This is a genomic window from Serinicoccus hydrothermalis (assembly GCF_001685415.1).
Classification (GTDB): domain Bacteria; phylum Actinomycetota; class Actinomycetes; order Actinomycetales; family Dermatophilaceae; genus Ornithinicoccus; species Ornithinicoccus hydrothermalis.
Map to the genome: position 1 here is coordinate 750,039 of NZ_CP014989.1, position 25,036 is coordinate 775,074.

Here is a 25,036-nt window from a genome sequence, read left to right on the forward strand (position 1 = left end):
CCCACCCCGCGCGCGGCTGGCACCACCCACCTCGCGCGGGGTGCCTGCCATCGACGAGGACGAGGAGCCCGCGTGACCCCCGGGGACTGGCGCACCTACGAGCAGGACGACCTCTCCGGGATCCTGGAGGCGGCCCTCGGTTGCTTCGTCGCGCAGGGCTACCACGGCACGTCGATCCGCGAGATCGCGACGCGGGCGGGACTCTCGGTGCCGGGGCTCTACCACCACTTCCCCTCCAAGCAGGCGATGCTCGTGGCGGTCATGCAGCACGCGATGGCCGACCTGTGGTGGCGCAGCGAGGCGGCCGCGGCCGGGACCGGCCCGGGGTCGTGGGACCAGCTGGCCGCGCAGGTGGAGTGCCTCGTGCTCTTCCACTGCCGCCGGCAGGACCTGGCCTTCATCGCCTGGAGCGAGATCCGCAGCCTCACCCCTGAGCACCGCAGCGAGCACATCGCCCGGCGGGACCGCCAGCAGCGGGTGCTGGACCGCATCGTCGAGCAGGGCGTGGCCGACGGGACGTTGCGGGCCGCCCGCCCGCGCGAGGCCAGCCGCGCGGTGACGACGCTGTGCACCGCCGTCGCCCAGTGGTACCGCGAGGACGGGCCGCTCACCCCGGAGGAACTCGCGGCGGAGTACGTCGCCCTCGCCGGCGCCATGCTGGGGCACGAGGTCCCGGTCCGACACGTCTGAGGTCGTGCCCAAGGCTGTGGCTGACGCCGCGGCTGAGGTCGTGCCGGACGTCGTGCCTGACGCCGCAGCGAAGGTCGTGGCCGAGGTGGTACCTGAGGTCGTGCCTGAGCAGTTGCCTGCAGGCCGGAGCCCTCGGCCGGTGGGGGCCGAGGTGCGGGGCGTCACCCTCGCAGCTTCCATCGCACACCCGTGGGGTCCACGTCTGCCGTGGCACCTCGCTGGTGGACCCAGGTGTGGTGGCGTGGGCAGAGCAAGGCGTAGTTCGACAGGTCCGACCGGCCACCGTGGGCCCAGTGCACCACGTGGTGCGCGTCGCACCAGGTCGCGGGCACACTGCACCCCGGGAACGTGCACCCCTGGTCGCGGTGGGCCAGCGCCCTTCGTTGACCCGGCGTGACCAGGCGTCGGGCCTGACCCAGGTCCAGGATCTCCCCCTGGCTGCCGAGCACGGCGGGGATGAGGTCGGCCTCGCAGGCCAGTTGCCGCACCTGCCCGGCCGAGAGGAACCCGCCGTGGACCGTGCGCCCCGCATCTGCCCCACTCCCAGCATCAGCACCAGAGTCGTTGGCGGCCTGCCCGAGGGCCTCTTTCAGCGCGTCCAGCGGGACGGTGACCATGACCTGGGCCTTGGGTGTGGTCGGCTGCCCCTGGGTGCCGGCCACACCACGCCGCAGCGTGGTCAGGAACGCGTCGTAGCGCCGCTGGCCCGCGGTCCGCGTGTCGACCTCGCCGGTCGCGTCCTGCTCCTTCCGGCTCGCGGGCGCGGCCAGCGGAGACATGAGGATCGCCCTGATCGTCTCCAGGTCGGTGTCGTCACCGACGGTGAGCACGAAGCGGCGCACCGAGCCGTCCGCGAGGGAGGACTCGTGCAAGTCGCGCAGCTGGTGCCGGCTGCGCTCGTCCTCGTCCTGGTCCCGCTGGGAGGTGCACACCGCGACCAGGCGGCGGCACACCCGCTCCAGGTCCTTCTCGGTGAACCCCTCTTTGGCCGCGGCCCGGGCCAGCAACGCGACAGCCGCGGCGTACTCCTCGGCGGGCACTGCACTGCGCACCCGGTCCAGCGCCCGCACGATGCGCGCCGCCCTCGCCAGGGGGATCCTCCCGTCCTCGACCGCGCTGACCAGCGGCTCGTGCACCGGCCGCTGCCCGGCCTGAGCCACCACCGCCACCTCGATCGCGTCCCGCCGCGACAGCCCCGGCGCGAGCAGGCATACCCAGTCCGGCACCGAGAACCCGGCCTCCACGTGCAACCCACGACCCACGCCCTCACGCACCAGCCTCACCAGGCGCGCCCGCGACGCGGCGATCACCTCCCCCAGCTCCCCCACCGCCCGGGTCAGCTCGGCCTCCTGCAGGCGGGCGGGATCCTCGCCGGGCGTGCCGCCCGACGGATCGTCCGAGCCCCCGAAGGCCCCCGCCAACCTCTTCATACGAACAACTGTACGAGTAGCCACCGACATACCCTGCCGCCACGCGTCGGTGCAGGTCAGCGGCCCAGCAACCGTGCCTTCGCCGCGGCGAACTCGCCGTCCGTGAGCGCCCCGCTGCGGTGCAGACGCGCCACGGACTCGAGCTCGGCGACCAGCGGGTGCCGGCCACCCTCGGGCGGCACGGGTTCGTCCGCGGGCGGCGGCTCCGCGCCGGGCCGACCCAGCGTCGGGATGACCGGCAGCCGCGGCCCATCGCTCCGCGCCCACGCCTCGTCGAGACCGTTGAACGTCTCCGGGGTGTAGTCGAGGGTGCCGAGCCCGACGGGCCCGTCGTCCGTCAGCGCGGTGACCCGACCCATGCTGAAGGTCTTGACTCGCTCGACCTGCAGCTCGGTGACGACGCTGCGCGGCACGTCGTCGACGACCGGGAGCCCGGCGCTCGGGTCGCCCAGGGTCAGCAGCCGCCGGTCGGTGACGACGAGCAGGCTGATGCTGCGGCGGATCCGCCAGCTGACGAAGAAGCCCTGCACCTCCTCGCCCGGCTGCAGCGCGAGCGCGAGGGAGCGACGGGCCGCGCGCAGGGTGCGCTTGCTGACCTTCTTGTCGCGGTATGCCGTGCCCTCGTCCGGCAGCGGCGGGTAATCGCTCACCCTCGCTCCCCTCGCCACGCGTGACCCATCAGGAGCGGAGGACCTTCTCCATCGGCCGACCCTTGGCGAGCTCGTCGACGAGCTTGTCGAGGAAGCGGATCTGCTGCATGAGCGGGTCCTCGACCTCCTGGACCTTGACCCCGCAGACCGACCCGGTGATCTGGTCGACGTTGGGGTTGATCTCCGCGGCGGCGAAGAAGTCCTCGAACGTCGTCCCGTCCTCGAGGTGCTTGGTCAGGGTGGCGTCGTCGAAGCCGGTCAGCCACTCGATGACCTCGCGCACCTCTCCCTCGGTGCGTCCCTTGCGCTCGGCCTTGGTGACGTAGTGCGGGTAGACCGAGGCGATGCTGGAGGTGAAGATGCGGCTCATGGCCCGATCGTAGTCAGCGGGCAGTGTCGCCGTCCGGGTCGTCCTCGGCCGAAGCGTCGTCGGTGCCCGTGTCGTTGGTGTCGGGCGTCTCGGGCACGGCGTCGGCACCACCGTCGGCGGTCTCGCGGTTCAGCGCGCCCGAGCCACCCTCGGAGACGGTGCCGCCCTGGTCGGTGTCGTGAGTCATACCGTCAAATGTATGTCGCCGCGTGCCTCCGGTAATGTCGAACCCTCGTTCTTACCATTCATGACCACAAACGGTAAGATAAGTGCATGGTCGACGCCGGATGGCCGCGCACGGGACTCGAGTCCCTCCCGTGGGGGCCGTCCACGGGAGCGGTCGGGCTGACCCGGCGCGAGCGAGCCGCGGCGGCCAAGGACCGGTATGACGCGGCCCTCGTCCCCGAGATCGCCCACCTCGATCCCCGGTTGTCGCGCGAGGCGGAGGTCGAGTCCGAGGACGCCGTCACCGAGGTGGCGCGCTTCGACGCGCGCATGGGCCACGAGGTCCTGCCCTTCGCCGGCGTCCTTCTCCGCGGAGAGTCGATCGCCTCGTCGGACATCGAGCACATCACCTCTTCCGCGCGCAACATCGCCCTGGCCGAGGCGACGGGCGGGGTCGGGGGCAACGCCGCGCTCGTGGCGCGCAACGTGCACGCGATGGTCCGCGCCATCGACCGGACCACCGGGGTCGATCGCGACGGCATCCTGTCCCTGCACGCCGAGCTCATGGAGGGAGACCCGCGGCACGCGGCCGGCGTCCTGCGGCAGGAGCCGGTGTGGATCGGCGGGTTCGCCTCGACACCCGTCGGCGCCCACTTCGTCGCGCCGCACCACTCGCGGGTGCCGGCGGCGCTGGACGACCTCCTGCGCTTCTCGCGCCGCCCCGACCTGCCGCGAATCAGCCAGCTCGCGATCGCCCACGCCCAGTTCGAGACGATCCACCCCTTCACCGACGGCAACGGACGCGTCGGGCGCGCGCTCATGCACGTCATGCTGCGCGAGAGCGGTCTGGTGCAGCAGGGGCTCGTGCCGATCTCCGCCGGTCTCCTCACGGACACCAGCAGCTATCACCGCGCGCTGGACGCCTACCGCGAAGGTGAGCCCGAGCCCATCGTCCGCCTGTTCACCACGAGCGCGCTGCTCGCCGTGAGCAACGGCACCCGTCTCGTGGAGACGGTGCGGACGATCCGGCTCTCCTGGGACGACCGGCTCCGCGTCCGTCGCGGGGCGAACGCCTGGCGCGTCGCGGACCTGCTGCTCCGCCGGCCGTTGCTGACCGCACGGTTGCTGGAGTCCGAGCTGGGCCTCTCCCCCACGCACGCGCCCCGTGTCATGGCGCCGCTCCTCGATGCCGGCATCGTGCGAGCCGGGCGGCACCACTCCTCGCGCGCCGCCTACTGGTGGTCTCCCGAGCTGACCGACGCGGTGGACGACTTCGCGGTCAGGGCGGGGCGACGGCGGCTCTGACCCCGGCCGGGCAGCCCGCAGGCATACCGCGTGGGACGATACCAGCCATGTTCGTCGGCATCGACCTGGCCTGGAACGACCGGGCGCGCACCGGCCTCGCCGCGGTCGACGACGAGGGTCGGCTCCTCGGCTCGGCGACCTGCCGCTCGGACGAGGAGATCGACGAATGGCTGCGGGCATACCCGAGCCCTGACGTGGTCGCGATCGACGCGCCGCTCATCGTGCACAACCCGACCGGCCAGCGCCCCTGCGAGCGCATGGTCACCTCGGCGTTCGGACGCTTCGACGCGGGCTGCCACGCGAGCAACACGAGCAAGGCGTACATGAACCCGCCGCGCGCGGCCCGACTCGCGCAGCGCCAGGGCTGGGCACCCAACCCCTCTGCGACCGGACCCGGCGTCTGCCTGGAGGTCTACCCCCACCCGGCGATGGTCGGGCTGTTCGGCCTCGGCCGGATCCTCCCCTACAAGGGCAAGCGCGGCCGCAGCCTCGACGTCCGCCGCGCCGCGATGGTCGAGCTGCTCGACCGGATCGAGGGGCTGGGCGATCTCGACCTCAGCGGCAGCGTGCGCTGGCGCGAGATCAGGTATGCCGTCGAGCACGCCACGCGCCCCATGCACCTGGAGCACGTCGAGGACGAGATCGACGCGATCTTCTGCGCCCACCTCGCCCGGGTATGGCGTCACTCGCCGGGTGCGCTGCAGGTCTACGGGGACGTCGAGAGCGGCTACATCGTCGCCCCGCCGGCACCGTCGCACGCGGCGACGCCACGGCCAGGACGCGTGAGTCGAACCTCCGCCGGCTGACGAGAGCGAACGTCGATCTGGACTCGCTTCAGGAACCTTCGGACAGGTCTCGCAGGGTCAGCAGCTGCTTGCGCATCATGAGCAGGTCACCCCACGCCATGACCCACCGACGGGTGGCGTCGAGACGGGTCCCCGACGAGGCGAACCGGAGCACCGCGACAAGTCGGCATCCGCGGTCGGCCGGGGTCACGGCATACGTCACGCGGACGGCGCCGAAGAGCGCCCGACCCGGACGCGAGGTCATGCTGATCGTCACGGAACGGCCCGGCTCGACGGAGTCGACCTCGAAGATGGTCATGACCCGTTGCCCCGGGGCCAGGTCGCCGAGATGCGTGAGCAGGCGGCGGGGCGAGCGGCGCCCGAAGTTGTCGAACCAGTCGTAGGAGTACGGCGCCGCCCGCAGGTTGCCGAGCCACGCGAAGACGGTCCCAGGCTCGGCGCCCACGGAGACGGCACGGACGAGCCGGTCGCCGTGCATGCCCTCGTCGCACGGATACCGCCGGTCGACCTCGTCAGGGGTGGCACCCCACACCGTCGGCAGCCGCGAGAACGGCGCCTGGACGAACGTGCGCCTCACCATGGCTCCACATGTTCGCATGCGCGAGAGCCGGCCAACCGGACATGGTCGCTGGCCGAGGTGGGCAGTGTGCCCACCTGGTACTGGCAGGCGCTCGAGAGTGGGCATGTCGGTCGTCACTGGCACGTTGATCGCACGGGCTCCGCGACGGAGCCGCGAGGGAGGGAACGACATGACACGGACATCAGCCGCAACACTGCCAGTCGAGCGAAGAGCCAGGGGCAAGATGCCGAGCAGCATGCATGCGCATGCAGGAGATGTACGCTCATGACTGTGAGTACGAACCTGCAGATCCGCTCCGTGGACGAGTCTCTGGCTGCGGCGGCGAAGGCCGAGGCCGCACGCCGCCGGTTGAGCCTGTCTGACTACCTCAAGGAACTCATCGAGAAGGACCTCCAGGCGAACAGCATCACTGCCCGGCGGGAACGCCTCTTCGCTGAGATCAGGGCCAATCCCCCCATCGTCGGCCTCACAGCGGAAGACACCGCAGCGGCGGTGGCTCAGGCACGCGAGGAGATGGGGCTCTCGTGATCGTGCTCGACGCCTCCGCCTGGGTGGACATGGTGACCGGACTGGTCCCGCCCTTCGAGCCGGTCGATGACGTCGTGGTGCCACCTCACTTCGACGCCGAGGTCGTGGGTGCTCTTCGCGCCATCGAGCAACGTCGTGCCCTCCCAGCCGATGTCGCCAGACATCTGCTGGAGCACCACCTACGGGCTGGCTTCGCCGTCGAGCACGACCCGGCCGACGTGCGTCGTGCATGGGGCTGGCGCGACAGCATGTCCATCACCGATGCCTGGTATGCCGCCATGGCACTGCGCCACGCAGGCACCTGGGTCACGCGCGATGGGCGCGCGGCACGCACCGCGCGCAGACACGGCGTCCAGGTCCATGTACCAGAGGCACGCGCCTGAAACGGCATACCATGAAGCCGTGCCGGATGACTTCCTCATCGCCCACAACCCTGAGGACGGCTCGCGGCTGCCGTACCTGTTGCGCATCCCCCTCGGGCCGGACGGCGTCGTGCTGAAGGCACGGGAGACCTGGCCGCGGACCGGCAAGGTCTACTGCCACCGCGCCACCGGCTGGCCCGCCGACCCGGACCTGGTCGAGGTCGTGCCCACCCGCTCCTGCGTCCGGCGCGGCGCCAGCATCGACCTCGTCCTCGACCGGGGCCGGGAGAACCGCTCGCAGTTCGTCCTGACCCGAGCCCGCGGCCGCGAGGCGGTCTTCTGGCAGACCGCGCGCACCGCCAAGCAGGCCCGCCCCGCGGTGAGCCTCCCGACGGCGCGCGGCTCGGGCATACCCACCCTCGAGATCGTCGTCGACAGCCACGAGCGGTATGCCTGGTCCTTCGACCACCAGCAGGTCACCACCCGACGCGACGGGCTGCCGGCGGGGGACTACGCGGTCGAGGTCGCCGGCCGGGTGCTCGCGTCGGTCGAGCGCAAGAGCCTCGTCGACCTCGTCTCCACCCTGACCACCGGCAAGATGCGCTACCTGCTCGCCGACCTCTCCTCCCTGCCCACCGCGGCCGTCGTCGTCGAGGACCGCTACTCCGCCGTCTTCAAGCTCGACCGCGTCCGCCCCGCCGTCGTCGCCGACGCGCTCGGCGAGTGCCAGGCCCGCTTCCCCACCGTCCCGATCGTCTTCTGCGAGACCCGGGCCCTCGCCCAGGAGTGGACCTACCGCTTCCTCGCCGCCGCGCTCGCCCACGCCGGCGAGGAGACCCACGTCAAGACCGAGGCCACACCGCTCACCTCCGCGCGTGCCGCCAGCCCCGGCGAGGTGCGCAAGTGGGCGCGCGAGCACGGGTATACCCTCGCCGACCGCGGGCGCATCCCCCGCGAGGTGCGCGAGGCATTCGACGCACGGCGGTAGGACGGCACGCCCGTCCCCGGTGCCGCGGCGCCTATGCTGCGGAGGCGGCTGCACCAGGGGCCGGAGACGCCAGCACAGACCGGCCACGACGGCATCTCGACACGACAGGAGCACCATGCCCAACCACGACCTGCCCGACGAGGCGCGCGCGGTCGCCGCGCTCGGGGTCACCCCCGAAGCGCCCGCGGACCAGCCCGGGCACCGACCTCCGACCGTTCCCGGCGCCTCCACCCGCCCCTCGGGCACGCCCGAGCCGACCACCAACGTCGGCACCGACCGGATGCGGGTCATCGGCGACGGATTCACCTTCGTCACCGCCTGGGCACTCCGCGGCATCATCGTCGCGGGCGCGCTCTGGCTCGCCTGGTGGGTCCTGGACCGTGTCTGGTTCGGCGTCCTCCCGATCCTGCTCGCGCTCATCGTCGCGACCCTGCTCTCCCCCGTGGTCGCCCTCGGCCGACGGATCGGGCTGCACCCCACGCTCGCGACGGTCCTCACCCTCCTGCTGTCCGTGGGTCTGTTGGTGGGCGTCTTCGCCGCCCTCGCCCCGTCGATCACCTCGCAGTCCCGCGAGATCTTCGAGCAGGCCAGAGGCGGGGTCGACGAGGTGCGAGCCTGGATCAGCGGGCCGCCGCTCAACCTCGACAACGCGCAGATCGACGAATACCTGGGCACCGCCATCACCTGGCTGCAGGAGCGCAGCAGCGTGGCCGCCGGTGCAGTCGCCTCCGGCCTGGGCGTCGTCGGCTCCGCCCTGGTGACCCTCGGTCTCATGGTCGTGCTGCTGTTCTTCTTCCTCAAGGACGGGCCGAGCTTCCTGCCCTGGCTGCGACGCACCACCGGCCGCAGCACCGGCCGCCACCTCACCGAGGCGCTCACCCGCATGTGGACGACCCTCGGCGGCTTCATCCGCACCCAGGCGATCGTCAGTGCCGTGGACGCCGTGCTCATCGGCATCGGCCTGCTCATCCTTCAGGTGCCGCTCGCCCTCACCCTGGCCGTGCTCACCTTCTTCGGCGGCTTCATCCCCATCGTGGGCGCGGTCGTCGCGGGCGGCATCGCCGTGCTGGTGGCGCTGGTGACGCAGGGGCTGACCCAGGCGCTGATCGTGTTGGCGATCGTCATCGCGGTGCAGCAGATCGAGGGCAACGTCCTGCAGCCGGCCCTCCAGGGCCGCAGCATGCAGATGCACCCCGGCATCATCCTGCTCGCGGTCGCCGGCGGCAGCACCCTCTTCGGAGTCATCGGCGCCTTCCTGGCCGTCCCCTTCGCCGCCACCTTCGTGGTGCTGCTGCGCTACCTCAGCGAGCAGGTCGACCTGCGCAGCGGTGACATCGACGTCGAGCACGTCGCCTTCGCGACGCCGGAGGGGCGCGTCGCCGGGGCGCGGACGCAGTACCTCGGCGAGGTCGAGCGGTCCGAGCGCGCCGGCTCGCGCGACGACACGGCACCTGCGCAGTCCGCCCGTCCGGGCCTGCTCTCCTGGCTCTTCGGCCGGCACTGACCCCGCCTCGGCGGTCCCGTCCTGCGACGGGGACCGACCGGCATGGCGACGCGGCGGATCGGCTGTCACGCTGGTGCGATGGAGACGCTCCTCGACGCCGCACGCGACATGGTGACCCCCGAGACCGGTTGGAGCGCCGAGCTGTTGCTGCGCACCGTGCTGACGACCGTGGTGATGTTCCTGGCGATCGTGCTGCTGGCGCGCCTGTTCGGCACGCGCACCTTCGCCTCCTTCACCACCTACGACTTCCTCACCAACGTCGCCGCCGGCTCGCTCGTCGCCAGCGCCATCCTCAGCGACCGGATGGTCGAGGCGACCGTCGGTCTCGTCGTCCTCGTGGTGCTGCAGTATGCCGTGTCCGGCGCGGCCGCACGCTCCCGCGCGGCCCGGGACGCGGCGGACAACGACCCGGTGGTGCTCGTGCAGGACGGCCAGGTCCTCGAGCGCCCGATGCGTCGCGCGCGCGTCTCGCACGCCATCCTCGACCAGCACCTCCGGGCCTCGGGCCTCACCCGGGTCGACGAGGTCGGTCTCGCCGTGCTCGAGTCAGGCGGCTCGATCAGCGTCCTGCGTCGTGGCGCGGGCCGAGACCGCCGCTAGGCGGGGATGATCCCGCCCCAGTCGGTGAAGTACTGCAGCACCGGTGTGCCGGGGATCTCGTCGTCCCAGATCTGCGGGTCCACGTCGAAGACCTCGCCGGTCGCCAGCCCGTCCAGCCACGCCGTGAGGCCGAGCACGTTCTGCTTGACCATCTTGCCGCGGGCCTTGTGGCCGATGTTGCCGTCGCGGGTGTTGCCCGAGGTCTCGAAGAACACCGCTGGGTTGCTGTGCCCGGTCGGGTTGAGGCCGTTGTAGTCGAGCCCGAGCATCATCGCCGACACCACGCCGCCGCGGATGTCGATGACCGTGCCGTAGCCCACGTCGTACTTGTCCGTGCTGATGAAGCCGCGGTTGAGCGTCTCCAGCCACACGTGGCCCTGCATCTGCCGGGTGACGACGTCGTACTCCCCGCCCTCGATGCCCGGCAGCGTCGGCCCACCGGGGGCCAGCGAGATGCCGAGGGAGAACGTGATGGCCTCGCCCGTCTCCCGGTCGGTCTTCAGGCCCTGGTGGTGGATGTCGAGGGCATACGCCGGCTTGACCATCGTCCAGTACTCGTACCACGCCAGCGACTCGCGCGCGACGAAGGCGTCCGGCGCCCAGTCCCGGTTGAGGTCGACCAGCTGCTCGTTGCCGTCGGCGTCCAGCCGCGGCGCGTCAGCCTCCCGGTCCCACAGGATCGTCTGCCGGATGTTGCCCTCGGAGCCGTCCGGGTTGTAGCAGGGGATGACGTGGACGGTGAACTCCTCGCGGATCGCCCGCCACTCCTTCGCCCCGCTCGTGGCCAGGCGCTTGAGCACGGTCAGCGAGGAGTCGAGGCCGTAGGGCTCGTTGCCGTGGATCCGGCCCTGCACCCACACCGGCGTGTCCCCGGTGCCGACGGTCGCGACGTACAGCTCGCGCCCCTGCTCGGTGAGGCTCTCGGCGGTCCCGATCTCGGACAGCGTCCGCACCGTCACCGGGTAGCGGCTGCTCCGCTCCAGCTTGCGCAGCTGGTCCACCATGTCGCCGTAGGTGCGGATCGCCGCCAGCGGCGTGTCCTTGCCGGGGTCGGGGAAGTTCGGCGCGGCCGAGGCGACTCCCGGCCCGGCGACCGAGCCGCCGATCGCGACCAGGCTCCCCCATCCGAGCAGCGTACGTCGCGAGATCTGGGCAGGGGACATTTGAACCTCCAGGGGGTCGTCAGGGTGGCCACACGCTAGGGCGGTGATGGTCAAGCCCGGGTATGCCGTCGGTCAAGAGTTGATCAAGACGCGACGTCAAAGGGCCGCCGCCGACCGTCGAAAGCATGCCCCGGCGCGAATTCGACGGTCACCACCGCCGTGTCGACAAGGCGCGACCAGGGAAGTGCTGCCGGGGCGGGACAACGACGGTCACCGGCGCGAAACCACTGAGACGACTGGTCCACCCAGGGCGTCTCAGCTGTCCACCCGGATGATCTCCTCCTGGTAGGGCGCGATGACGTCACCGGAGATGCGGCAGTCGAGCACGAGGAACCGGCGCGACTCCTCCGGCTCGGCGGCCCAGGCCTCGAGCCGGTCCAGGTCCGCCGGCGTCCGCACGACGACTCCCTCGGCCCCGACGCCGCCGGCCAGGGCGGCGAAGTCGGCCTCGGGGATCAGCATCGGTCCGCGCGCCAAGCCCTGCAGCCCGTAGAGGTTGACCTCGGCGCCGTAGGCCGCGTCGTTCCAGACCACGGCCAGGCCGCGGCGGCCGCGACCGGTATGCCCGGCTCGAGGTGCACCTCGTCGACGGCGGGCAGGACGACGTCATGGGGTTCACCCGCGCGCAGGTCATCCACGACTGTCTCGACGCCTACGAGGCGCACCTGGACTTCCTGCGCACCGTGTGAGGCGCCGGGGCCGGTGCCGGTCTAGGATGACGGGCGTGCCGCGGACGACCCTGGAGATCCCCTGGAGCCGGCTCGAGAGCGCGCTTGGCGAGCAGCTGGGAGACGGCGCGGTCAGTCGGCGGCCGATGGACCTGCACGCGCTCGCGCACGACGCGTCGCACTACCTGCTGACGCCCGAGCTGCTCGTCCGCCCCACGTCCGCGAGCCAGGTGGCCGCGGTGATGGCCGCCTGCGACCGCGTGGGCGCGCCCATCACCTTCCGTTCCGGCGGCACCAGCCTCTCCGGGCAGTCCGTCACCGACGCGGTGCTGGTCGACACCCGCCGGCACTTCACCGATGTCGAGGTGCTCGACGGCGGGGCCCGTGTCCGGGTCCAGCCGGGGGTGACGGTGCGTGCGGTGAACGCCCGGCTCGCGCCCTACCACCGCAAGCTCGGGCCGGATCCGGCCAGCGAGGGCGCCTGCACGCTCGGCGGCGTCATCGCCAACAACTCGAGCGGCATGCACTGCGGCACCGAGCTCAACACCTACGCCACGCTCGAGTCGCTGACCTTCGTGCTGCCCTCGGGCACCGTCATCGACTCGGGCGCCCCGGACGCCGAGGCGGAGCTGGCCGCCAGGGAGCCCGAGCTGGTCGCCGGGCTGCTGGCCCTGCGCCGGCAGGTGCTCGCCGACCCGGACTCGGTCGCGACGATCCGGCGGCTGTTCTCGATGAAGAACACCATGGGCTACGGCATCAACGCGCTGCTCGACTACGAGCGGCCGCTCGACATGCTCGTGCACCTCATGGTGGGCAGCGAGGGCACGCTCGGCTTCGTCGCCTCCGCCGTCCTGGCGACCGTGCCCGTCCACCCCGAGGTAGCCACCGGTCTCCTCGTCCTCGACACCATCGCCGAGTCCACCGGCGCAGTCCCCGCGCTGGCCGGGACCGACGTCGCCACCGCCGAGCTGCTCGACGCCGCGTCGCTGCGGGTGGCCCAGCAGGACCCGGCCTGCCCTCCCCAGATCGCCTCCCTCGCCATCGAGGAGCACGCCGCGCTGCTGGTCGAGTGGCAGGGCGACACCCCCGCCGAGCTGGACGCCACGTTGGCGTCGGCGGCCGCCACCCTCGACGGGCTGGCGCTGACCGAGCCTGCCCGGCTCACCCGGGACGCCCGGGAGCGCGCCGCGCTGTGGAGGGTCCGCAAGGGTCTGTTCTCCGCCGTCGCCGAGGCCCGCCCCGCCGGCACCAACGCGCTGCTCGAGGATGTCGTCGTCGGCGTCGACGTGCTCGGGGAGACCTGCGTCGCGCTGACCGAGCTCTTCGACGCACACCGCTACGAGCAGTCGGTCATCTTCGGGCACGCCCGCGACGGCAACGTCCACTTCCTGCTCAACGAGCGCTTCGACGACCCCGATGCGATGCGCCGCTACGCCGCCTTCACCGAGGACATGGTCGACCTGGTGCTGGGCCAGGGCGGCTCGCTCAAGGCCGAGCACGGGACCGGCCGCATCATGGCCCCCTTCGTCCGGCGGCAGTACGGCGACGAGCTCTACGACGTCATGTGGCAGCTCAAGCGGCTCGTCGACCCACGTGGACTGCTCAACCCGGCGGCCGTCCTCTCCGACGAGCCCACGTCATACCTGCAGGACCTCAAGACCGCGCCGCCGGTCGAGGAGGAGGTCGACCGGTGCGTCGAGTGCGGCTACTGCGAGCCGGTCTGCCCGTCCAAGGACCTCACGCTCACCCCGCGCCAGCGGATCGTGGTGCGCCGCGACATCCAGACCGCGCGCGCCGCCGGCGACCACGCGCTCGCCGACTCCCTCGAGCGCGACTACGACTACGACGGCAACCAGACCTGTGCCGTCGACGGGATGTGCCAGAGCGCGTGCCCGGTCCGCATCGACACCGGCGCCCTCACCCGACGGCTGCGCCGGGAGTCCGTCACCCGCACGGCGCAGGCGGCCTGGGCAGGGGCGGCGAGGGCCTGGGGCACGGTCGCGCCCCTGGGAGGGCTGGCGCTGAGTGCGGCCCGCCTGGTGCCCTCCGGCGTCCCGGTGGCTGCCACGCGGGTGGTGCGCGCGGTGGCCGGCGCCGACGCCGTGCCGCTCTACGACGCGCGCCTGCCGCGCGGTGGCCGGCGCCGCCGTGAGCTCGACCCCGCCTCCCCCGCCGCCGTGCTCTTCAGCACCTGCATCGGCGAGATGTTCGGGACCGAGCCGGGCGGCCACCGCGGCGACCTGGGCTCCGGGGCGACCGGCGCACTCGTCGACCTGTGCGTGCGCGCCGACGTCCCGCTGCGCACGCCGGCCGGCATCCGCGACCTGTGCTGCGGCACCCCGTGGAAGTCCAAGGGGCTGGACGACGGGTATGCCGTCATGGCCGACCGGGTCGTCCCGGCCCTGCGGGAGGCCACCGAGGGTGGCCGGCTGCCGGTGGTGGTCGAGGCGTCCTCCTGCGCCGAGGGCCTCGTCGTGATGCTCGCCGAGCGCGCACCGGAGCTGCGGGTGGTGGACGCCGTCGACTTCGTCCGGGACACCGTGCTCCCCCGGCTCGCCGTGCGTCGCACCGACCGCACCGTCGTCGTGCACCCCACCTGCTCCTCCGAGCGGTCCGGCAGCACCGAGGCCCTGGTGGCCCTGGCTCGTGCGGTCTCGACCGACGTGGTGGTGCCGGTGTCCTGGGGCTGCTGTGCCTTCGCCGGGGACCGTGGTCTGCTGCACCCCGAGCTCACCGCCTCGGCCACCGCGGCGGAGGCCGCCGAGGTCGCCCTCGTCGTGACCCGGGACACCTCTCGAAAGCCGGGTTTCGTCTCGTGCAACCGCACCTGCGAGATCGGCATGACCAGGGCCACCGGCCACCCTTACCGGCACGTGCTCGAGCTGCTCGAGGAGGCGAGCCGCCTGTGAGCGACATCCGTGGTGTCAGCTGTTCACCCGGATGATCTCCTCCTGGTAGGGCGCGACGACGTCACGGGACACCCGGCAGTCGAGGACGAGGAACGAGCGCTCGTCGGCCGGCTGCGCCGCCCAGTCGGCGAGCTGGTCGAGGTCCTCCAGGCTCCGCACGACGACACCTCGGGCACCCACACCGGAGGCCAGCGCGGCGAAGTCGACCTCCGGGATGAGCATCGGCGCGAGCGCCAGCCCCTGCAGCCCGTAGAGGTTGACCTCGGCGCCGTAGGCCCCATCGTTCCACACCACGGCCATCCCTGACCCGCCGGCGACGCGCACCGCCGACTCCAGGTCGGCCAGGGCCATGAGCCCGCCGCCGTCCCCGGTGGTGAGCACGACCGTCGCGTCCGGGCGGGCCAGCGCGGCGCCGACCACCGAGGGCCAGCCCAGGCCGATCGACTGGAAGGCGGTGCCCACCATGATCATCCGGTCGGGCGCCGCCACCGGCCAGTACATGTTCGCCCACCCGATGAAGTGCCCACCGTCGGAGACGACGACCCGGTCCTGCGGCAGCAGCTCGCCGATCCGGACGGCGACCGACCGCGGGTCCAGCCGGCCGTCGGGCGCGAGGTCCTCCCCGGGGTGGTAGGCGCGCAGCTCGGCGACGGGGACGGACTCGCGCCAGGCGCCGGGCGCGTGGCCGAGCTCGCCGAGCTGCGCGGTGACCGCCCTGGCCACGATGGCCGCATCACCCTGGACGTAGCCCCCGACGTGAGGGTGGGTGGCCGCCGGCGCGACGTCGACCTGGAAGATGCGGGTGCCGGGCGCCAGCAGCGCTCCGAAGCGCATCGTGAACTGGTTGAGCGAGGCGCCGAAGACGACCGCCACGTCGGCCTCGCGCACGAGCTCCATCGCCCCCTCGGCACCCCAACCGCCGGCCACCCCCAGGTCGTACTCCGCCCGGGGGAAGATGTTGCGCCCCAGCGAGGTGGTGGCGGTCACCGCGCCGGTGGCGTCGGCGAGGTCCCCCAACGTCTCCCCCGCGCCGGCCAGCCACGCCCCACGCCCGGCGAGCAGCAGCGGCCGCTGCGCCCCGGCCAGGGCGGTGGCGATCTCCGTGATGGAGCCGGCGGCGAAGTCGCCGACGGGCTCACGGGGCGCCGGCGTCAGCGGGGCGGGCACCTCGGGCACCGGGCCGGCGTCGAGCTTGGCGACGTCGTAGGGCACTGCGAGCACGGTCGGCACCCGGTAGGTCAGCGCGTGCTCGATCGCGATGACCGTGGTCGCCGCCGCGTCGGTGCGACCGACGGTATACGTCCGCGCCCCCACCGCGGAGGCCAGCGCGATCTGGTCGACGTCCCAGGGGCGGGGGCCGGAGGTCGGGCCGTCGCCGACGACGAGGACGAGCGGCACCTTGGCCTGCACCGCCTCGGCCAGCGCCGTGAGCGTGTTGGTGAAGCCGGCGCCGTAGGTCGAGGTCGCCGCGGCGATCCGCCCGCTGGCACGCTGGTGGGCGTCCGCCGCCACGACTCCCCCGGCCTCGTGGCGGACCGCGGTGAACTGCACGTCGCTCGAGCGCTCGAGGGCGTCGAGGACGTGCGCGTTGCCGTTGCCCATGACCCCGAAGACGTGGTCGACGTGGCGGGCCAGGGTGCGGGCGACGTGGGCGGAGACGCTGGGCATACGAGTTTCCTCTGCTGGAGACATGACGGGATCGAGGCCGTATGTGTCTCCCGCGCCGGGCGCGGCTCCGTGCTCCTTTTTCGAGCACCGGCGCGCAGCGGCACCGGACCCCTCGACTATAGGTGCTGGCGGGGGCGGGCCGTCAGGACCGGTCGGTGTCCTCTCCCCCGGAGCCGATGAAGCGCGCCGCCAGCGCCTCCGACCCGCGGGCGAGCAGCGCCACGTCGGCACCGACCAGGACGAAGGAGGCACCCTGCTCGAGGTAGGCGTCCGCCACGGCGGGGTCGAAGGCGTTGACGCCCACGGGGGTCCCCGCCGCCCGCACCGCGTCGAAGGTCCGGAGCACGGCGGCCCGCACGTCCGGGTGCGTCTGCTGCCCCAGCACGCCCATGGACGCCGCCAGGTCGCTGGGCCCGACGAAGACCCCGTCGACGCCGTCGACCGCCCCGATCTCGGCCGACGCCTCGACGGCGGCCTCGGACTCGATCTGCACGAGCAGCGAGACGTGCTCCTCGGCCTGCTGGAGGTAGCCCTCGACGCGGTTCCACCGCGCCGAGCGGCCGAGGGCCGAGCCCACGCCCCGCCTGCCGCGGGGCGGGTAGCGGACCGCCGCGACGGCGTCGGCGGCCTCCTGCGCGCTGTCGACCATGGGCACGAGGATGGTCTGCGCGCCGAGGTCGAGCACCTGCTTGAGGAGGACCGGGTCGGCGGAGGGGACGCGGACGACCGGCAGGACGGGGTATGCCGCCACCGCCTGCAGCTGCGCGAGCACCGACTCCAGGCCGTTGGGGGCGTGCTCCATGTCGATGAGCAGCCAGTCCAGACCGGAGCCGGCGGCGATCTCGGCGACCAGCGGTGAGCCCGAGCTGAGCCACATGCCGACCATCGGCCGGTCCTTGGAGCCCAGCACGTCGCGGAAGGTCGGCGTCAGACGAAGCGGCACGTGACGGTCCCCATCTCGCGGTAGTCGCAGTGCACGTCGTCCCCGCGGGACACCCACATCGGCCGGGTGAACGACCCGGCCAGGATGATCTCGCCGGCTTCCAGCCGGGCGCCGTGCTGGTGGAACTTGTTGGCCAGCCAGGCCACCCCGGTCGCGGGGTGCCCGAGGACACCGGCGGCCACGCCGGTCTCCTCGACCTCCCCGTTGCGGGACAGCACCCCGGGGACCCAGCGCAGGTCGATCTCGTCCGGGCGCCGGCGCTCGTCACCGAGCACCATCGCACCGTAGGCGGCGTTGTCGCTGATGGTGTCGACGATGGTGCGGCCCTCGAGCTCGATGTGCGAGTTGAGGACCTCCAGCGCCGGGACGGCGTAGTCGATGGCGTCCAGGGTCTGCTCAAGGGTGCAGTCCGGCCCGGACAGCGGCCGAGCCAGCACGAAGGCGAGCTCGACCTCGATGCGGACATTGGAGAAGTGGTCGACCGGGATCTCGGCGCCCGAGGCGTGGACGGTGTCGTCGAACATCACGCCGTAGTCCGGCTCGGTGATCCCTGTGGCCTGCTGCATCGCCTTGGAGGTCAACCCGATCTTGCGGCCCACCAGTCGGCGACCGGCGGCGAGGTTCTGGTCACGCCACACGCCCTGGATGGCGTAGGAGTCCTCGATGGTCGCCTCGGGGTAGCGCGCCGTGATCCGGGGCACCACCGAGTGCGTCCGGTCCGCCTCGGCCAGCTCCTCGGCGATCGTGGCGATCTGCTCGGGTGTCAGCATCCGTGGTCATCCCTCGTCACAGCTGGTGCCCCAGCTTGTACTCGCCCTTCTTCCACTCGGGCATCTCCTCGTCCTCGTCCCGGCGGGTGTAGGAGAAGCCGTCGGCCCCGATGGTCACGCCCATCTCGGAGTCGTCGGTCCGCTCCCGCACCGGCTGCGGGTTGCCGTCGAGGTCGAGCACGAGGGAGGCCTCGGTGTACCAGCTCGGCACCACCGGGTTGCCCCACCAGTCGCGGCGCTGGTTGTCGTGCACGTCCCAGGTGATGACGGGGTTGTCCGGGTCGCCGGTGTAGTAGTCCTGGGTGTAGATCTCGACGCGGTGGCCGTCCGGGTCGCGCAGGTAGAGGTAGAAGGCGTTGGAGACGCCGTGCCGGCCCGGCCCGCGCTCGATGGCGTCCGAGCGGCGCAGCGCGCCGAGCTTGTCGCAGATCGCCAGGATGTTGTGCTTCTCGTGCGTGGAGAAGGCGACGTGGTGCATCCGCGGCCCGTCGCCGCCGGTCATCGCGGTGTCGTGCACGGTCGGCTTGCGCCGCATCCACGCGGCATACACCGTGCCCGCGTCGTCCTGGATGTCCTCGGTGACCCGGAAGCCGAGGTCCTGCATGAACCTCGTGGCCCGCGGGACGTCCGGGGTGACCTGGTTGAAGTGGTCCAGGCGCACCAGGGCGCCCGGGGTGTAGAGGTCGTAGCGCCACGCGAGCCGCTCGACGTGCTCCACGTCGTAGAAGAACTCGTAGGGGAACCCGAGCGGGTCGGTGACCCGCACCGAGTCGCCGATGCCCTTCGTGAAGCCCTCGGCCCGGCGCTCCACCCGGCAGCCGAGCTCGGTGTAGAAGTCGACCGCCCGGTCCAGCTCCTGCGGGCTGCGCACGCGGTAGGAGAAGGCCGCGACCGCGGCGACCGGGCCCTGGCGCAGCACGAGGTTGTGGTGGATGAACTCCTCGATGGAGCGCAGGTAGACGACCTCGTCGTCCTCCTCGGTGACGGTGAGCCCGAGGACGTCGACGTAGAACTCCCGCGAGGCGGCGAGGTCGGTGACGACGATCTCCATGTATGCGCAACGCAGGATGTCCGGCGGTGGCACGGAGGGCGTGGGGATGGGGTCGTCGGTCCGGATCGGCGCCTCCTGGGAGACGTAGTAGCCCGAGGACGTGAGGACCTTGCCGTCGTGGTTGCCGGCGTCGTTGCCGTCGTCGTGCGTGCTCATCGGTCGGCCTTCCCGAAGATGGGGTTGTGGGCCGCGCCGAGGGTGATGTGCACGGCCTGCTGGTCGGTGTAGAAGTCGATCGAACGGTAGCCGCCCTCGTGGCCGAGCCCGGAGGCCTTGACCCCGCCGAAGGGGGTGCGCAGGTCGCGCACGTTGTTGGAGTTGAGCCAGACCATCCCGGCCTCCACCGACTGGGCGAAGGTGTGGGCCCGGCGCAGGTCGTTGGTCCAGATGTAGGCCGCGAGCCCGTACCGCACGCCGTTGGCCAGCTCGAGCGCCTCCTCCTCGGTGTCGAAGGGGGTGATGGCGACGACGGGACCGAAGATCTCCTCCTGGAAGATCCGGGCGTCCGGCGGGACGTCGGCGAAGACGGTCGGGGCCACGAAGTTGCCGGTCTCGAAGCCCTCGGGGCGTCCTCCACCTGCGACCAGGCGACCCTCGGTCCTGCCGATCTCGACGTAGCTCATGACCTTGTCGAAGTGCTCGGGGTGGACCAGTGCACCGACCTCGGTGCGCTCGTCGTGCGGGTAGCCGACGACCACCCGCTCGGCCTGCGCGGCATACCGCTCGACGAACTCGTCGTAGACCTCGCGCTGCACGAGGATCCGGCTGCCGGCGGTGCAGCGCTCGCCGTTGAGCGAGAAGACCCCGAAGACCGTCGCGTTGATCGCGGCCTCGAGGTCGGCGTCGGCGAAGACGACCGCGGGCGACTTGCCGCCGAGCTCCATCGACAGGCCCTTGAGGTAGGGAGCGGCGTTGGCGAAGATGAGCTCGCCGGTGCGGCTCTCCCCGGTGAAGGAGATGAGGGGCACGTCCGGGTGCTTGACCAGCGCGTCGCCGGCCTCCTCCCCCAGCCCGTTGACGAGGTTGAAGACACCTTGCGGCAGCCCGGCCTCCTCGAAGATCCCCGCCCACAGGGAGGCGGACAGGGGCGTGAACTCGGCCGGCTTGAGCACGACCGTGTTGCCGGTGGCGAGCGCCGGACCCAGCTTCCACGACTCGAGCATGAAGGGCGTGTTCCAGGGGGTGATGAGCCCGGCGACACCGATCGGCTTGCGGTTGACGTAGTTGATCTGGCGCCCGGGCACCTTGTAGGTGTCGTCCGCCTGGGCGACGACGAGGTCGGCGAAGAAGCGGAAGTTCTCCGCCGCCCGACGCGCCTGCCCGAGGGCCTGGGTGATGGGCAGACCGGAGTCGAAGGACTCCAGCTCGGCCAGCCGGGCGTCCTGGGACTCGACGAGGTCGGCGATCCTGTGCAGCACCCTGCTGCGCTCGCGGGGCAGCATCCAGGGCCAGGGCCCGTCGGTGAAGGCCCGCCGCGCGGCGGCCACGGCCAGGTCGATGTCGGCCTTCTTCCCCGCGGCGGCGCGCAGGTAGGTCTCGTTGGAGACGGGGTCGAGCACCTCGAAGGTGCCGCCGTCCACGGAGTCGACCAGCTCGCCGTCGATGTAGTGCTGGATGTGCTCGGGCAGGTCGGCGGGCAGGTGCCGCTGCTCCTCGCGGGTGGCCGTGTCGCTCATCGGTCAGTCCTCCTGGGTGCTCGGGTCGGGGTGCGGGGAGGCCAGGGCCTCGGGGTGCTCGTGGACGAGGTAGGCGTCGAGGGTGGCGCAGCGGTGCCGCCGGGCGGCCGCCTCGACCTGGGCCGGGGACGCCCCGCGCTCGAGGAGCTCGAGGATCTCCTCGTGCTCGTGCACCGAATCCTGGGCGCGGCCGGGCACGAAGCTGAAGGTGGAGTCGCGCAGGTGGGCCAGCCGGGACCACTCGGCCTCGACCAGCTCGACCAGCCGCGGGTTGGGGCACCGCCCGAACAGCGTGGCGTGGAACTCCTGGTTGAGCCGGGTGAAGTCGTGCGGGTCGAAGTCGTCGAGGATGCGGATCAGCAGCGCGTTGACGTCCCGCGCCGCGCGGACGTCGCGCGCTGTGAGGTGGGGCGCGGCGAGCGCGGTCGCGGCGCCCTCGAGGATCGCCAGGGTCTCCATGCTGTGGCGGTATCCCGAGTCGTCGACCATCGACACGCGGGCACCGACGTTGCGCTCGAAGGTCACCAGCCCCTCGGCCTCCAGCCGGCGGATGGCCTCGCGCACCGGCACCACGCTCATGTCCAGCTCGCCGGCGATCGAGCCGAGCACCAGGCGGTATCCGGGGGCGAGCTCCTGGCGGGCGATGCCCGCCTTGATCCAGCGGTATGCCTGCTGCGACTTGCTGAGGCCGGCCGCCTCGGCGTCGCTCAGGCCTGTCGCCGCCACGCGTCGTACCTCGCTCTCCACTCGGCGTTCATCGGGAAGAGCCCGTCGACCTTGTGACCCTCGGCCACCCGCTCGGCGATCCAGGCGTCCTCGGCCTCCTTGGCGAGCGCCGCGTCGGCGACCTCCTCCGCCATACCCGGCGGGATGACGACCACCCCGTCGGCGTCGCCGACGATGACGTCCCCCGGCTGCACGGCGGTGCCGCCGCAGGCGATGGTCAGGTCGACGTCCCAGGGGACGTGCCGCCGGCCGAGGACCGCCGGGTGGGCCCCGGCGCTGTAGACGGGGATGCCGACCTCGGCGACGGCGTCGTGGTCGCGCACGCCCCCGTCGGTGACGATGCCGGCGGCTCCCCCCGCGTGGGCGCGGATGGCCAGGATGTCGCCGAGCGTGCCGGAGCCGGTCTCGCCGCGCGCCTCGATGACGATGACCTCACCCTCGCCGACGGCGTCGAAGGCCCGCTTCTGGGCGTTGTAGCCGCCGCCGTGGCTGGCGAAGAGGTCCTCGCGGTGCGGGACGAAGCGCAGCGTGCGGGCGAGCCCGACGAGCTTGGCCCCCGGGTGCATCGGGCGCACCCCGTCGATGGTGACGTTGTCGAGGCCGCGCTGGCGCAGCTGCTGCGACAGCCCGGCGACGGGCACCTGCTCCAGCTTGGCCCGCAGGTCGGGGTCCAGCCCCGGGGTCTTCTCCTGCGCCGGGAGGCCGGCCGCCTCGCGCGACCCCCAGGCCTCGCCCCGCTGGGTGTCGTCGACCGAGGGCAGCGCCCCCAGCTCCGCGTCGAAGGGCTGCTCCCCCTCGACGATCTTCGTGACCAGGCGTCCGCTCGACGGTGCGCCCGGCGCGGACGGTGCGTCGACCTCGACCTCGACCACGTCGCCGGGACCGATGACCGAGGACCCGGCGGGGGTGCCGGTGAGGATCACGTCGCCGCGCTCCAGGGTGAGGTGCTGCGCGAGGTCGGCGACGATCTGGGCGAGGCCGAAGAGCAGGCCCGCCGTCGTGTCCTCCTGGACCAGCTCGCCGTCGACCCACGTCCGCACCCGCAGTGCGTCGGGGTCCACGGACGCGGCGTCGATGAGCTGGGGGCCGACCGGGGTATACCCGTCGCGCCCCTTGGAGCGGACGTTGGAGCCCTTGTCGTTGGCGCGCAGGTCGTAGACCCCGAGGTCGTTGGCGGCCGTGATCCAGCCGACGTGCGACCACGCGTCCTCGGCGCCCACCCGGTGCGCCGGGGTCCCGATGACCAGGGCGATCTCGCCCTCGAAGGCCAGCAGCTCGGTGCCCGCCGGCCGCTCGACGCTCGCGCCGGACGCGGCGACCGAGCTGGACGGCTTGAGGAAGTAGGACGGATGCTCCGGGCGGCGTCCGCGCTGGTCCGCCCGGGAGGTGTAGCTGAGGTGGACGGCGATGATCTTGCCCGGCCGCTCGGGGAGCCCCGAGAAGCGGGGGTCGGCGTCGGGCGTGGCTGCTGGCTCGGTCATCGGGTCCTCTCGCTCGGCGGGTACCGGGATTGTATATGATCGGGGCGTGAGCGGCACCTGACCACCCTCCCGCACGGTCGACGAAGGAGTCACCCCCATGCAGTTCCACCACCACGGCTACGTCTCCGGCGACCCGCGGGTCGAGGACGCGGCGGGCACGGGCGTGGACCGCCCCACCGAGCTCCCCGAGGAGACCGACGTCCTCATCGTCGGCTCCGGTCCGGCGGGGATGCTGCTGGCGGCGCAGCTCTCGCAGTTCCCGCAGCTGACCACCCGCCTCGTGGAGCGGCGCGAGGGCCGCCTCGAGCTCGGGCAGGCCGACGGCATACAACCGCGCAGCGTGGAGACCTTCCAGGCGTTCGGCTTCGCGGAGCGCATCACCGCCGAGGCCTACAACATCGCCTACATGAACTTCTGGGGTCCCGACCCCGACGAGCCCGGCAACATCGTGCGGACCGCGCGGACCGAGGACTACGGCTTCAAGATCAGCGAGTTCCCGCACCTCATCGTCAACCAGGCGCGGGTGCTCGACTACTTCGCCGAGGCCGCCCGCCACGGCCCGGGGCGCATCGTGCCCGACTACGGCATCGAGTTCGTCGGCCTCACCGTCCACGACGAGGGCGAGCACCCGGTGGAGGTGCGCTTGCGGCACGTCGCCGGCGAGCGCGAGGGCGAGGAGGTCACCGTCCGCGCGAAGTACGTCGCTGGGTGCGACGGGGCGCGCAGCCGGGTGCGGGAGGCGATCGGGCGGCGCCACGTCGGCCAGCTCGCCGCGCACGCCTGGGGCGTCATGGACGTGCTGGTCAACACCGACTTCCCGGACTGGCGGACCAAGTGCGCGATCAACGCCGCCGCCGGCAACATCCTGCACATCCCCCGTGAGGGCGGCTACCTCTGCCGGATGTACATCGACCTCGGCGAGTCGCCCGAGGACCCGGACCACGCCATCCGCAAGACCCCGATCGAGGAGATCATCCGCCGGGCCAACGAGATCCTCCACCCCTACACGATCGACGTGCAGGAGGTCGCCTGGCACAGCGTCTACGAGGTCGGGCACCGGGTCACGGACAAGTTCGACGACGTGCCCGAGGGGTCGGACCGCACGCCGCGCGTCTTCCTCACCGGCGACGCCTGCCACACCCACAGCGCCAAGGCCGGCCAGGGCATGAACGTGTCGATGCAGGACGGCTTCAACCTCGGGTGGAAGCTCGGGCACGTCCTCACCGGGCTGAGCCCCGCCTCGCTGCTCTCGACCTACTCCGCGGAGCGGCAGCCGGTGGCGCAGGAGCTCATCGACTTCGACCGGGAGTGGTCCTCGCTCATGGCGCGCAAGCCGGAGGACATCACCGACCCCTCCGAGCTCGCCACCTTCTACCTCGGCACCGCCGAGTTCCCCTCCGGCTTCATGACGCAGTATGCCGCCTCCACCCTGGTCGCGGACGGCGAGCACCAGGGCCTCGCCGAGGGCTTCCCGCTGGGCAAGCGCTTCAAGTCCGTCGAGGTGGTCCGGGTGTGCGACGGCAACGCCGTGCACCTCGGTCACCACGCCCGTGCCGACGGCCGCTGGCGGGTCTACGCCTTCGCCGACGCCCCCGCCGCGGGCGAGCCCTCCGCGCTCGCCGACTGGGCCGACTGGGTGACCTCGCCCGACTCCCCCGTGCGCCGGCATACCCCGGACGGCGCCGACCCCGATGCCGTCTTCGACGTCAAGGTCGTCTACCAGCAGGGCTACGAGGACGTCGAGCTCGCGCAGGTCCCCGAGGTCTTCCGGCCCCGCAGCGGCCCGCTTGGGCTCATGGACTGGGAGAAGGTCTTCGCCGCCGCGCCGAACGCGTGGACCGAGGTCGACATCTTCGACGAGCGCTCCGTCTCGCGCGAGGGCGCCGTCGTCGTGGTCCGGCCGGACCAGTACGTCTCCGCGATCTTCCCGCTCTCCGCCCACGATGAGCTGGCCGCCTACTTCGACGGGCTCATGACCGGCGCGCCCGCGCAGGGCTGACCCC

The 25,036-nt window shown here is 72.2% G+C and carries 23 protein-coding genes and 1 pseudogene; 10 read left to right on the forward strand and 14 right to left on the reverse strand.

Annotation, left to right across the window (positions count from 1 at the left end; genetic code table 11):
* Positions 1-72: 72 nt before the first annotated feature.
* On the forward strand, positions 73-690 hold the full coding sequence (locus tag SGUI_RS03605) for a TetR/AcrR family transcriptional regulator (RefSeq protein ID WP_066636397.1): 618 nt from the start codon (positions 73-75) through the stop codon (positions 688-690).
* Positions 691-851: 161 nt separating this feature from the next.
* On the opposite strand, the gene SGUI_RS03610 is transcribed toward SGUI_RS03605, so the two are convergent.
* From SGUI_RS03610 to SGUI_RS17310, 4 genes are read right to left on the reverse strand one after another with little or no spacing between them, the layout of a single operon-like run.
* Positions 852-2,120 carry an HNH endonuclease signature motif containing protein gene (locus tag SGUI_RS03610; RefSeq protein ID WP_066636400.1) on the reverse strand — a complete coding sequence of 423 codons (1,269 nt, stop codon included), beginning with the start codon at positions 2,118-2,120 and terminating at the stop codon, positions 852-854.
* Positions 2,121-2,176: 56 nt separating this feature from the next.
* Positions 2,177-2,770: an SHOCT domain-containing protein gene (locus SGUI_RS03615; RefSeq protein ID WP_066636403.1), complete on the reverse strand. Its 594-nt coding sequence runs from the start codon at positions 2,768-2,770 to the stop codon at positions 2,177-2,179.
* A 28-nt stretch (positions 2,771-2,798) separates the two neighbouring features.
* Positions 2,799-3,140, reverse strand: coding sequence for a DUF2200 domain-containing protein (locus SGUI_RS03620; RefSeq protein ID WP_066636406.1), 342 nt, complete (start codon positions 3,138-3,140; stop codon positions 2,799-2,801).
* A gap of 13 nt (positions 3,141-3,153) precedes the next feature.
* On the reverse strand, positions 3,154-3,327 hold the full coding sequence (locus SGUI_RS17310; protein ID WP_157621724.1) for a hypothetical protein: 174 nt from the start codon (positions 3,325-3,327) through the stop codon (positions 3,154-3,156).
* 86 nt (positions 3,328-3,413) lie between these two features.
* Here SGUI_RS17310 and SGUI_RS03625 point away from each other — a divergent pair, with 86 nt between their 5' ends.
* Complete coding sequence (locus SGUI_RS03625) at positions 3,414-4,610, forward strand: Fic family protein (protein WP_066636409.1); 1,197 nt, start codon at positions 3,414-3,416, stop codon at positions 4,608-4,610.
* A gap of 47 nt (positions 4,611-4,657) precedes the next feature.
* Complete coding sequence (locus SGUI_RS03630; protein ID WP_066636413.1) at positions 4,658-5,416, forward strand: DUF429 domain-containing protein; 759 nt, start codon at positions 4,658-4,660, stop codon at positions 5,414-5,416.
* A gap of 28 nt (positions 5,417-5,444) precedes the next feature.
* On the opposite strand, the gene SGUI_RS03635 is transcribed toward SGUI_RS03630, so the two are convergent.
* A complete protein-coding gene (locus tag SGUI_RS03635; RefSeq protein ID WP_066636415.1) occupies positions 5,445-5,996 on the reverse strand; it encodes a hypothetical protein in 552 nt (183 codons plus the stop codon).
* Between the two features lie 270 nt (positions 5,997-6,266).
* Between SGUI_RS03635 and SGUI_RS03640 the strand changes: the two genes are divergently transcribed.
* The 5 genes from SGUI_RS03640 to SGUI_RS03660 all read left to right on the forward strand — a co-directional run bounded on the left by SGUI_RS03640 (position 6,267) and on the right by SGUI_RS03660 (position 9,978).
* Positions 6,267-6,524 (forward strand): hypothetical protein, encoded by a 258-nt coding sequence (locus SGUI_RS03640; protein ID WP_157621725.1) that lies wholly within the window; start codon positions 6,267-6,269, stop codon positions 6,522-6,524.
* Positions 6,521-6,907: a type II toxin-antitoxin system VapC family toxin gene (locus SGUI_RS03645; RefSeq protein ID WP_066636428.1), complete on the forward strand. Its 387-nt coding sequence runs from the start codon at positions 6,521-6,523 to the stop codon at positions 6,905-6,907. Before SGUI_RS03640 ends, SGUI_RS03645 begins: the two co-directional genes overlap by 4 nt.
* Positions 6,908-6,926: 19 nt before the next feature.
* The gene (locus SGUI_RS03650; RefSeq protein WP_066636431.1) at positions 6,927-7,874 is read left to right on the forward strand and encodes an Lsr2 family DNA-binding protein; all 948 of its coding nucleotides are present in this window, start codon (positions 6,927-6,929) and stop codon (positions 7,872-7,874) included.
* 115 nt (positions 7,875-7,989) lie between these two features.
* Positions 7,990-9,378 carry an AI-2E family transporter gene (locus SGUI_RS03655; RefSeq protein WP_066636432.1) on the forward strand — a complete coding sequence of 463 codons (1,389 nt, stop codon included), beginning with the start codon at positions 7,990-7,992 and terminating at the stop codon, positions 9,376-9,378.
* Between the two features lie 78 nt (positions 9,379-9,456).
* Positions 9,457-9,978 (forward strand): DUF421 domain-containing protein, encoded by a 522-nt coding sequence (locus SGUI_RS03660; protein WP_066636434.1) that lies wholly within the window; start codon positions 9,457-9,459, stop codon positions 9,976-9,978.
* On the opposite strand, the gene SGUI_RS03665 is transcribed toward SGUI_RS03660, so the two are convergent.
* On the reverse strand, positions 9,975-11,141 hold the full coding sequence (locus SGUI_RS03665) for a M14 family zinc carboxypeptidase (RefSeq protein ID WP_066636437.1): 1,167 nt from the start codon (positions 11,139-11,141) through the stop codon (positions 9,975-9,977). The two genes, SGUI_RS03660 and SGUI_RS03665, sit on opposite strands and share 4 nt — an antisense overlap.
* A gap of 255 nt (positions 11,142-11,396) precedes the next feature.
* A pseudogene (locus SGUI_RS03670) lies at positions 11,397-11,693 on the reverse strand (thiamine pyrophosphate-binding protein); the annotation flags it as partial.
* Positions 11,694-11,856: 163 nt separating this feature from the next.
* Here SGUI_RS03670 and SGUI_RS03675 point away from each other — a divergent pair.
* Positions 11,857-14,718, forward strand: coding sequence for an FAD-binding and (Fe-S)-binding domain-containing protein (locus SGUI_RS03675; RefSeq protein WP_066636442.1), 2,862 nt, complete (start codon positions 11,857-11,859; stop codon positions 14,716-14,718).
* 15 nt (positions 14,719-14,733) lie between these two features.
* Here the strand turns inward: SGUI_RS03675 and SGUI_RS03680 are convergent, their stop codons facing one another.
* The 7 genes from SGUI_RS03680 to SGUI_RS03710 form a co-directional block, all read right to left on the reverse strand.
* A complete protein-coding gene (locus SGUI_RS03680; RefSeq protein ID WP_066636444.1) occupies positions 14,734-16,386 on the reverse strand; it encodes a thiamine pyrophosphate-binding protein in 1,653 nt (550 codons plus the stop codon).
* Between the two features lie 142 nt (positions 16,387-16,528).
* Complete coding sequence (locus tag SGUI_RS03685; RefSeq protein WP_066636446.1) at positions 16,529-17,329, reverse strand: HpcH/HpaI aldolase family protein; 801 nt, start codon at positions 17,327-17,329, stop codon at positions 16,529-16,531.
* Positions 17,314-18,099 (reverse strand): 2-keto-4-pentenoate hydratase, encoded by a 786-nt coding sequence (locus tag SGUI_RS03690; protein WP_066636448.1) that lies wholly within the window; start codon positions 18,097-18,099, stop codon positions 17,314-17,316. The genes SGUI_RS03685 and SGUI_RS03690 overlap by 16 nt, the downstream gene beginning before the upstream one ends.
* Before the next feature lie 16 nt (positions 18,100-18,115).
* Positions 18,116-19,306, reverse strand: coding sequence for a 3,4-dihydroxyphenylacetate 2,3-dioxygenase (gene hpaD, locus SGUI_RS03695; protein ID WP_066636454.1), 1,191 nt, complete (start codon positions 19,304-19,306; stop codon positions 18,116-18,118).
* Positions 19,303-20,826, reverse strand: a complete 1,524-nt coding sequence (gene hpaE / locus SGUI_RS03700; RefSeq protein ID WP_066636460.1) for a 5-carboxymethyl-2-hydroxymuconate semialdehyde dehydrogenase — start codon at positions 20,824-20,826, stop codon at positions 19,303-19,305. Before hpaE ends, hpaD begins: the two co-directional genes overlap by 4 nt.
* A 3-nt stretch (positions 20,827-20,829) precedes the next feature.
* Positions 20,830-21,552 (reverse strand): GntR family transcriptional regulator, encoded by a 723-nt coding sequence (locus SGUI_RS03705; RefSeq protein ID WP_237141444.1) that lies wholly within the window; start codon positions 21,550-21,552, stop codon positions 20,830-20,832.
* Positions 21,534-23,033, reverse strand: a complete 1,500-nt coding sequence (locus SGUI_RS03710; RefSeq protein WP_066636463.1) for a fumarylacetoacetate hydrolase family protein — start codon at positions 23,031-23,033, stop codon at positions 21,534-21,536. Before SGUI_RS03710 ends, SGUI_RS03705 begins: the two co-directional genes overlap by 19 nt.
* A gap of 97 nt (positions 23,034-23,130) precedes the next feature.
* Here SGUI_RS03710 and SGUI_RS03715 point away from each other — a divergent pair, with 97 nt between their 5' ends.
* A complete protein-coding gene (locus tag SGUI_RS03715) occupies positions 23,131-25,032 on the forward strand; it encodes an FAD-binding monooxygenase (RefSeq protein ID WP_066636468.1) in 1,902 nt (633 codons plus the stop codon).
* Positions 25,033-25,036: the final 4 nt, after the last annotated feature.

Coding starts and splice junctions, on each gene's coding strand:
- SGUI_RS03610 (WP_066636400.1), bottom strand. CDS start 2,120: ATGAAGAGGTTGGCGGGGGCCTTCGGGGGCTCGGACGATCCGTCGGGC.
- SGUI_RS03620 (WP_066636406.1), bottom strand. CDS start 3,140: ATGAGCCGCATCTTCACCTCCAGCATCGCCTCGGTCTACCCGCACTAC.
- SGUI_RS17310 (WP_157621724.1), bottom strand. CDS start 3,327: ATGACTCACGACACCGACCAGGGCGGCACCGTCTCCGAGGGTGGCTCG.
- SGUI_RS03625 (WP_066636409.1), top strand. CDS start 3,414: ATGGTCGACGCCGGATGGCCGCGCACGGGACTCGAGTCCCTCCCGTGG.
- SGUI_RS03630 (WP_066636413.1), top strand. CDS start 4,658: ATGTTCGTCGGCATCGACCTGGCCTGGAACGACCGGGCGCGCACCGGC.
- SGUI_RS03635 (WP_066636415.1), bottom strand. CDS start 5,996: ATGGTGAGGCGCACGTTCGTCCAGGCGCCGTTCTCGCGGCTGCCGACG.
- SGUI_RS03655 (WP_066636432.1), top strand. CDS start 7,990: ATGCCCAACCACGACCTGCCCGACGAGGCGCGCGCGGTCGCCGCGCTC.
- SGUI_RS03660 (WP_066636434.1), top strand. CDS start 9,457: ATGGAGACGCTCCTCGACGCCGCACGCGACATGGTGACCCCCGAGACC.
- SGUI_RS03665 (WP_066636437.1), bottom strand. CDS start 11,141: ATGTCCCCTGCCCAGATCTCGCGACGTACGCTGCTCGGATGGGGGAGC.
- SGUI_RS03675 (WP_066636442.1), top strand. CDS start 11,857: ATGACGGGCGTGCCGCGGACGACCCTGGAGATCCCCTGGAGCCGGCTC.
- SGUI_RS03680 (WP_066636444.1), bottom strand. CDS start 16,386: ATGCCCAGCGTCTCCGCCCACGTCGCCCGCACCCTGGCCCGCCACGTC.
- SGUI_RS03690 (WP_066636448.1), bottom strand. CDS start 18,099: ATGCTGACACCCGAGCAGATCGCCACGATCGCCGAGGAGCTGGCCGAG.
- hpaD (WP_066636454.1), bottom strand. CDS start 19,306: ATGAGCACGCACGACGACGGCAACGACGCCGGCAACCACGACGGCAAG.
- hpaE (WP_066636460.1), bottom strand. CDS start 20,826: ATGAGCGACACGGCCACCCGCGAGGAGCAGCGGCACCTGCCCGCCGAC.
- SGUI_RS03710 (WP_066636463.1), bottom strand. CDS start 23,033: ATGACCGAGCCAGCAGCCACGCCCGACGCCGACCCCCGCTTCTCGGGG.
- SGUI_RS03715 (WP_066636468.1), top strand. CDS start 23,131: ATGCAGTTCCACCACCACGGCTACGTCTCCGGCGACCCGCGGGTCGAG.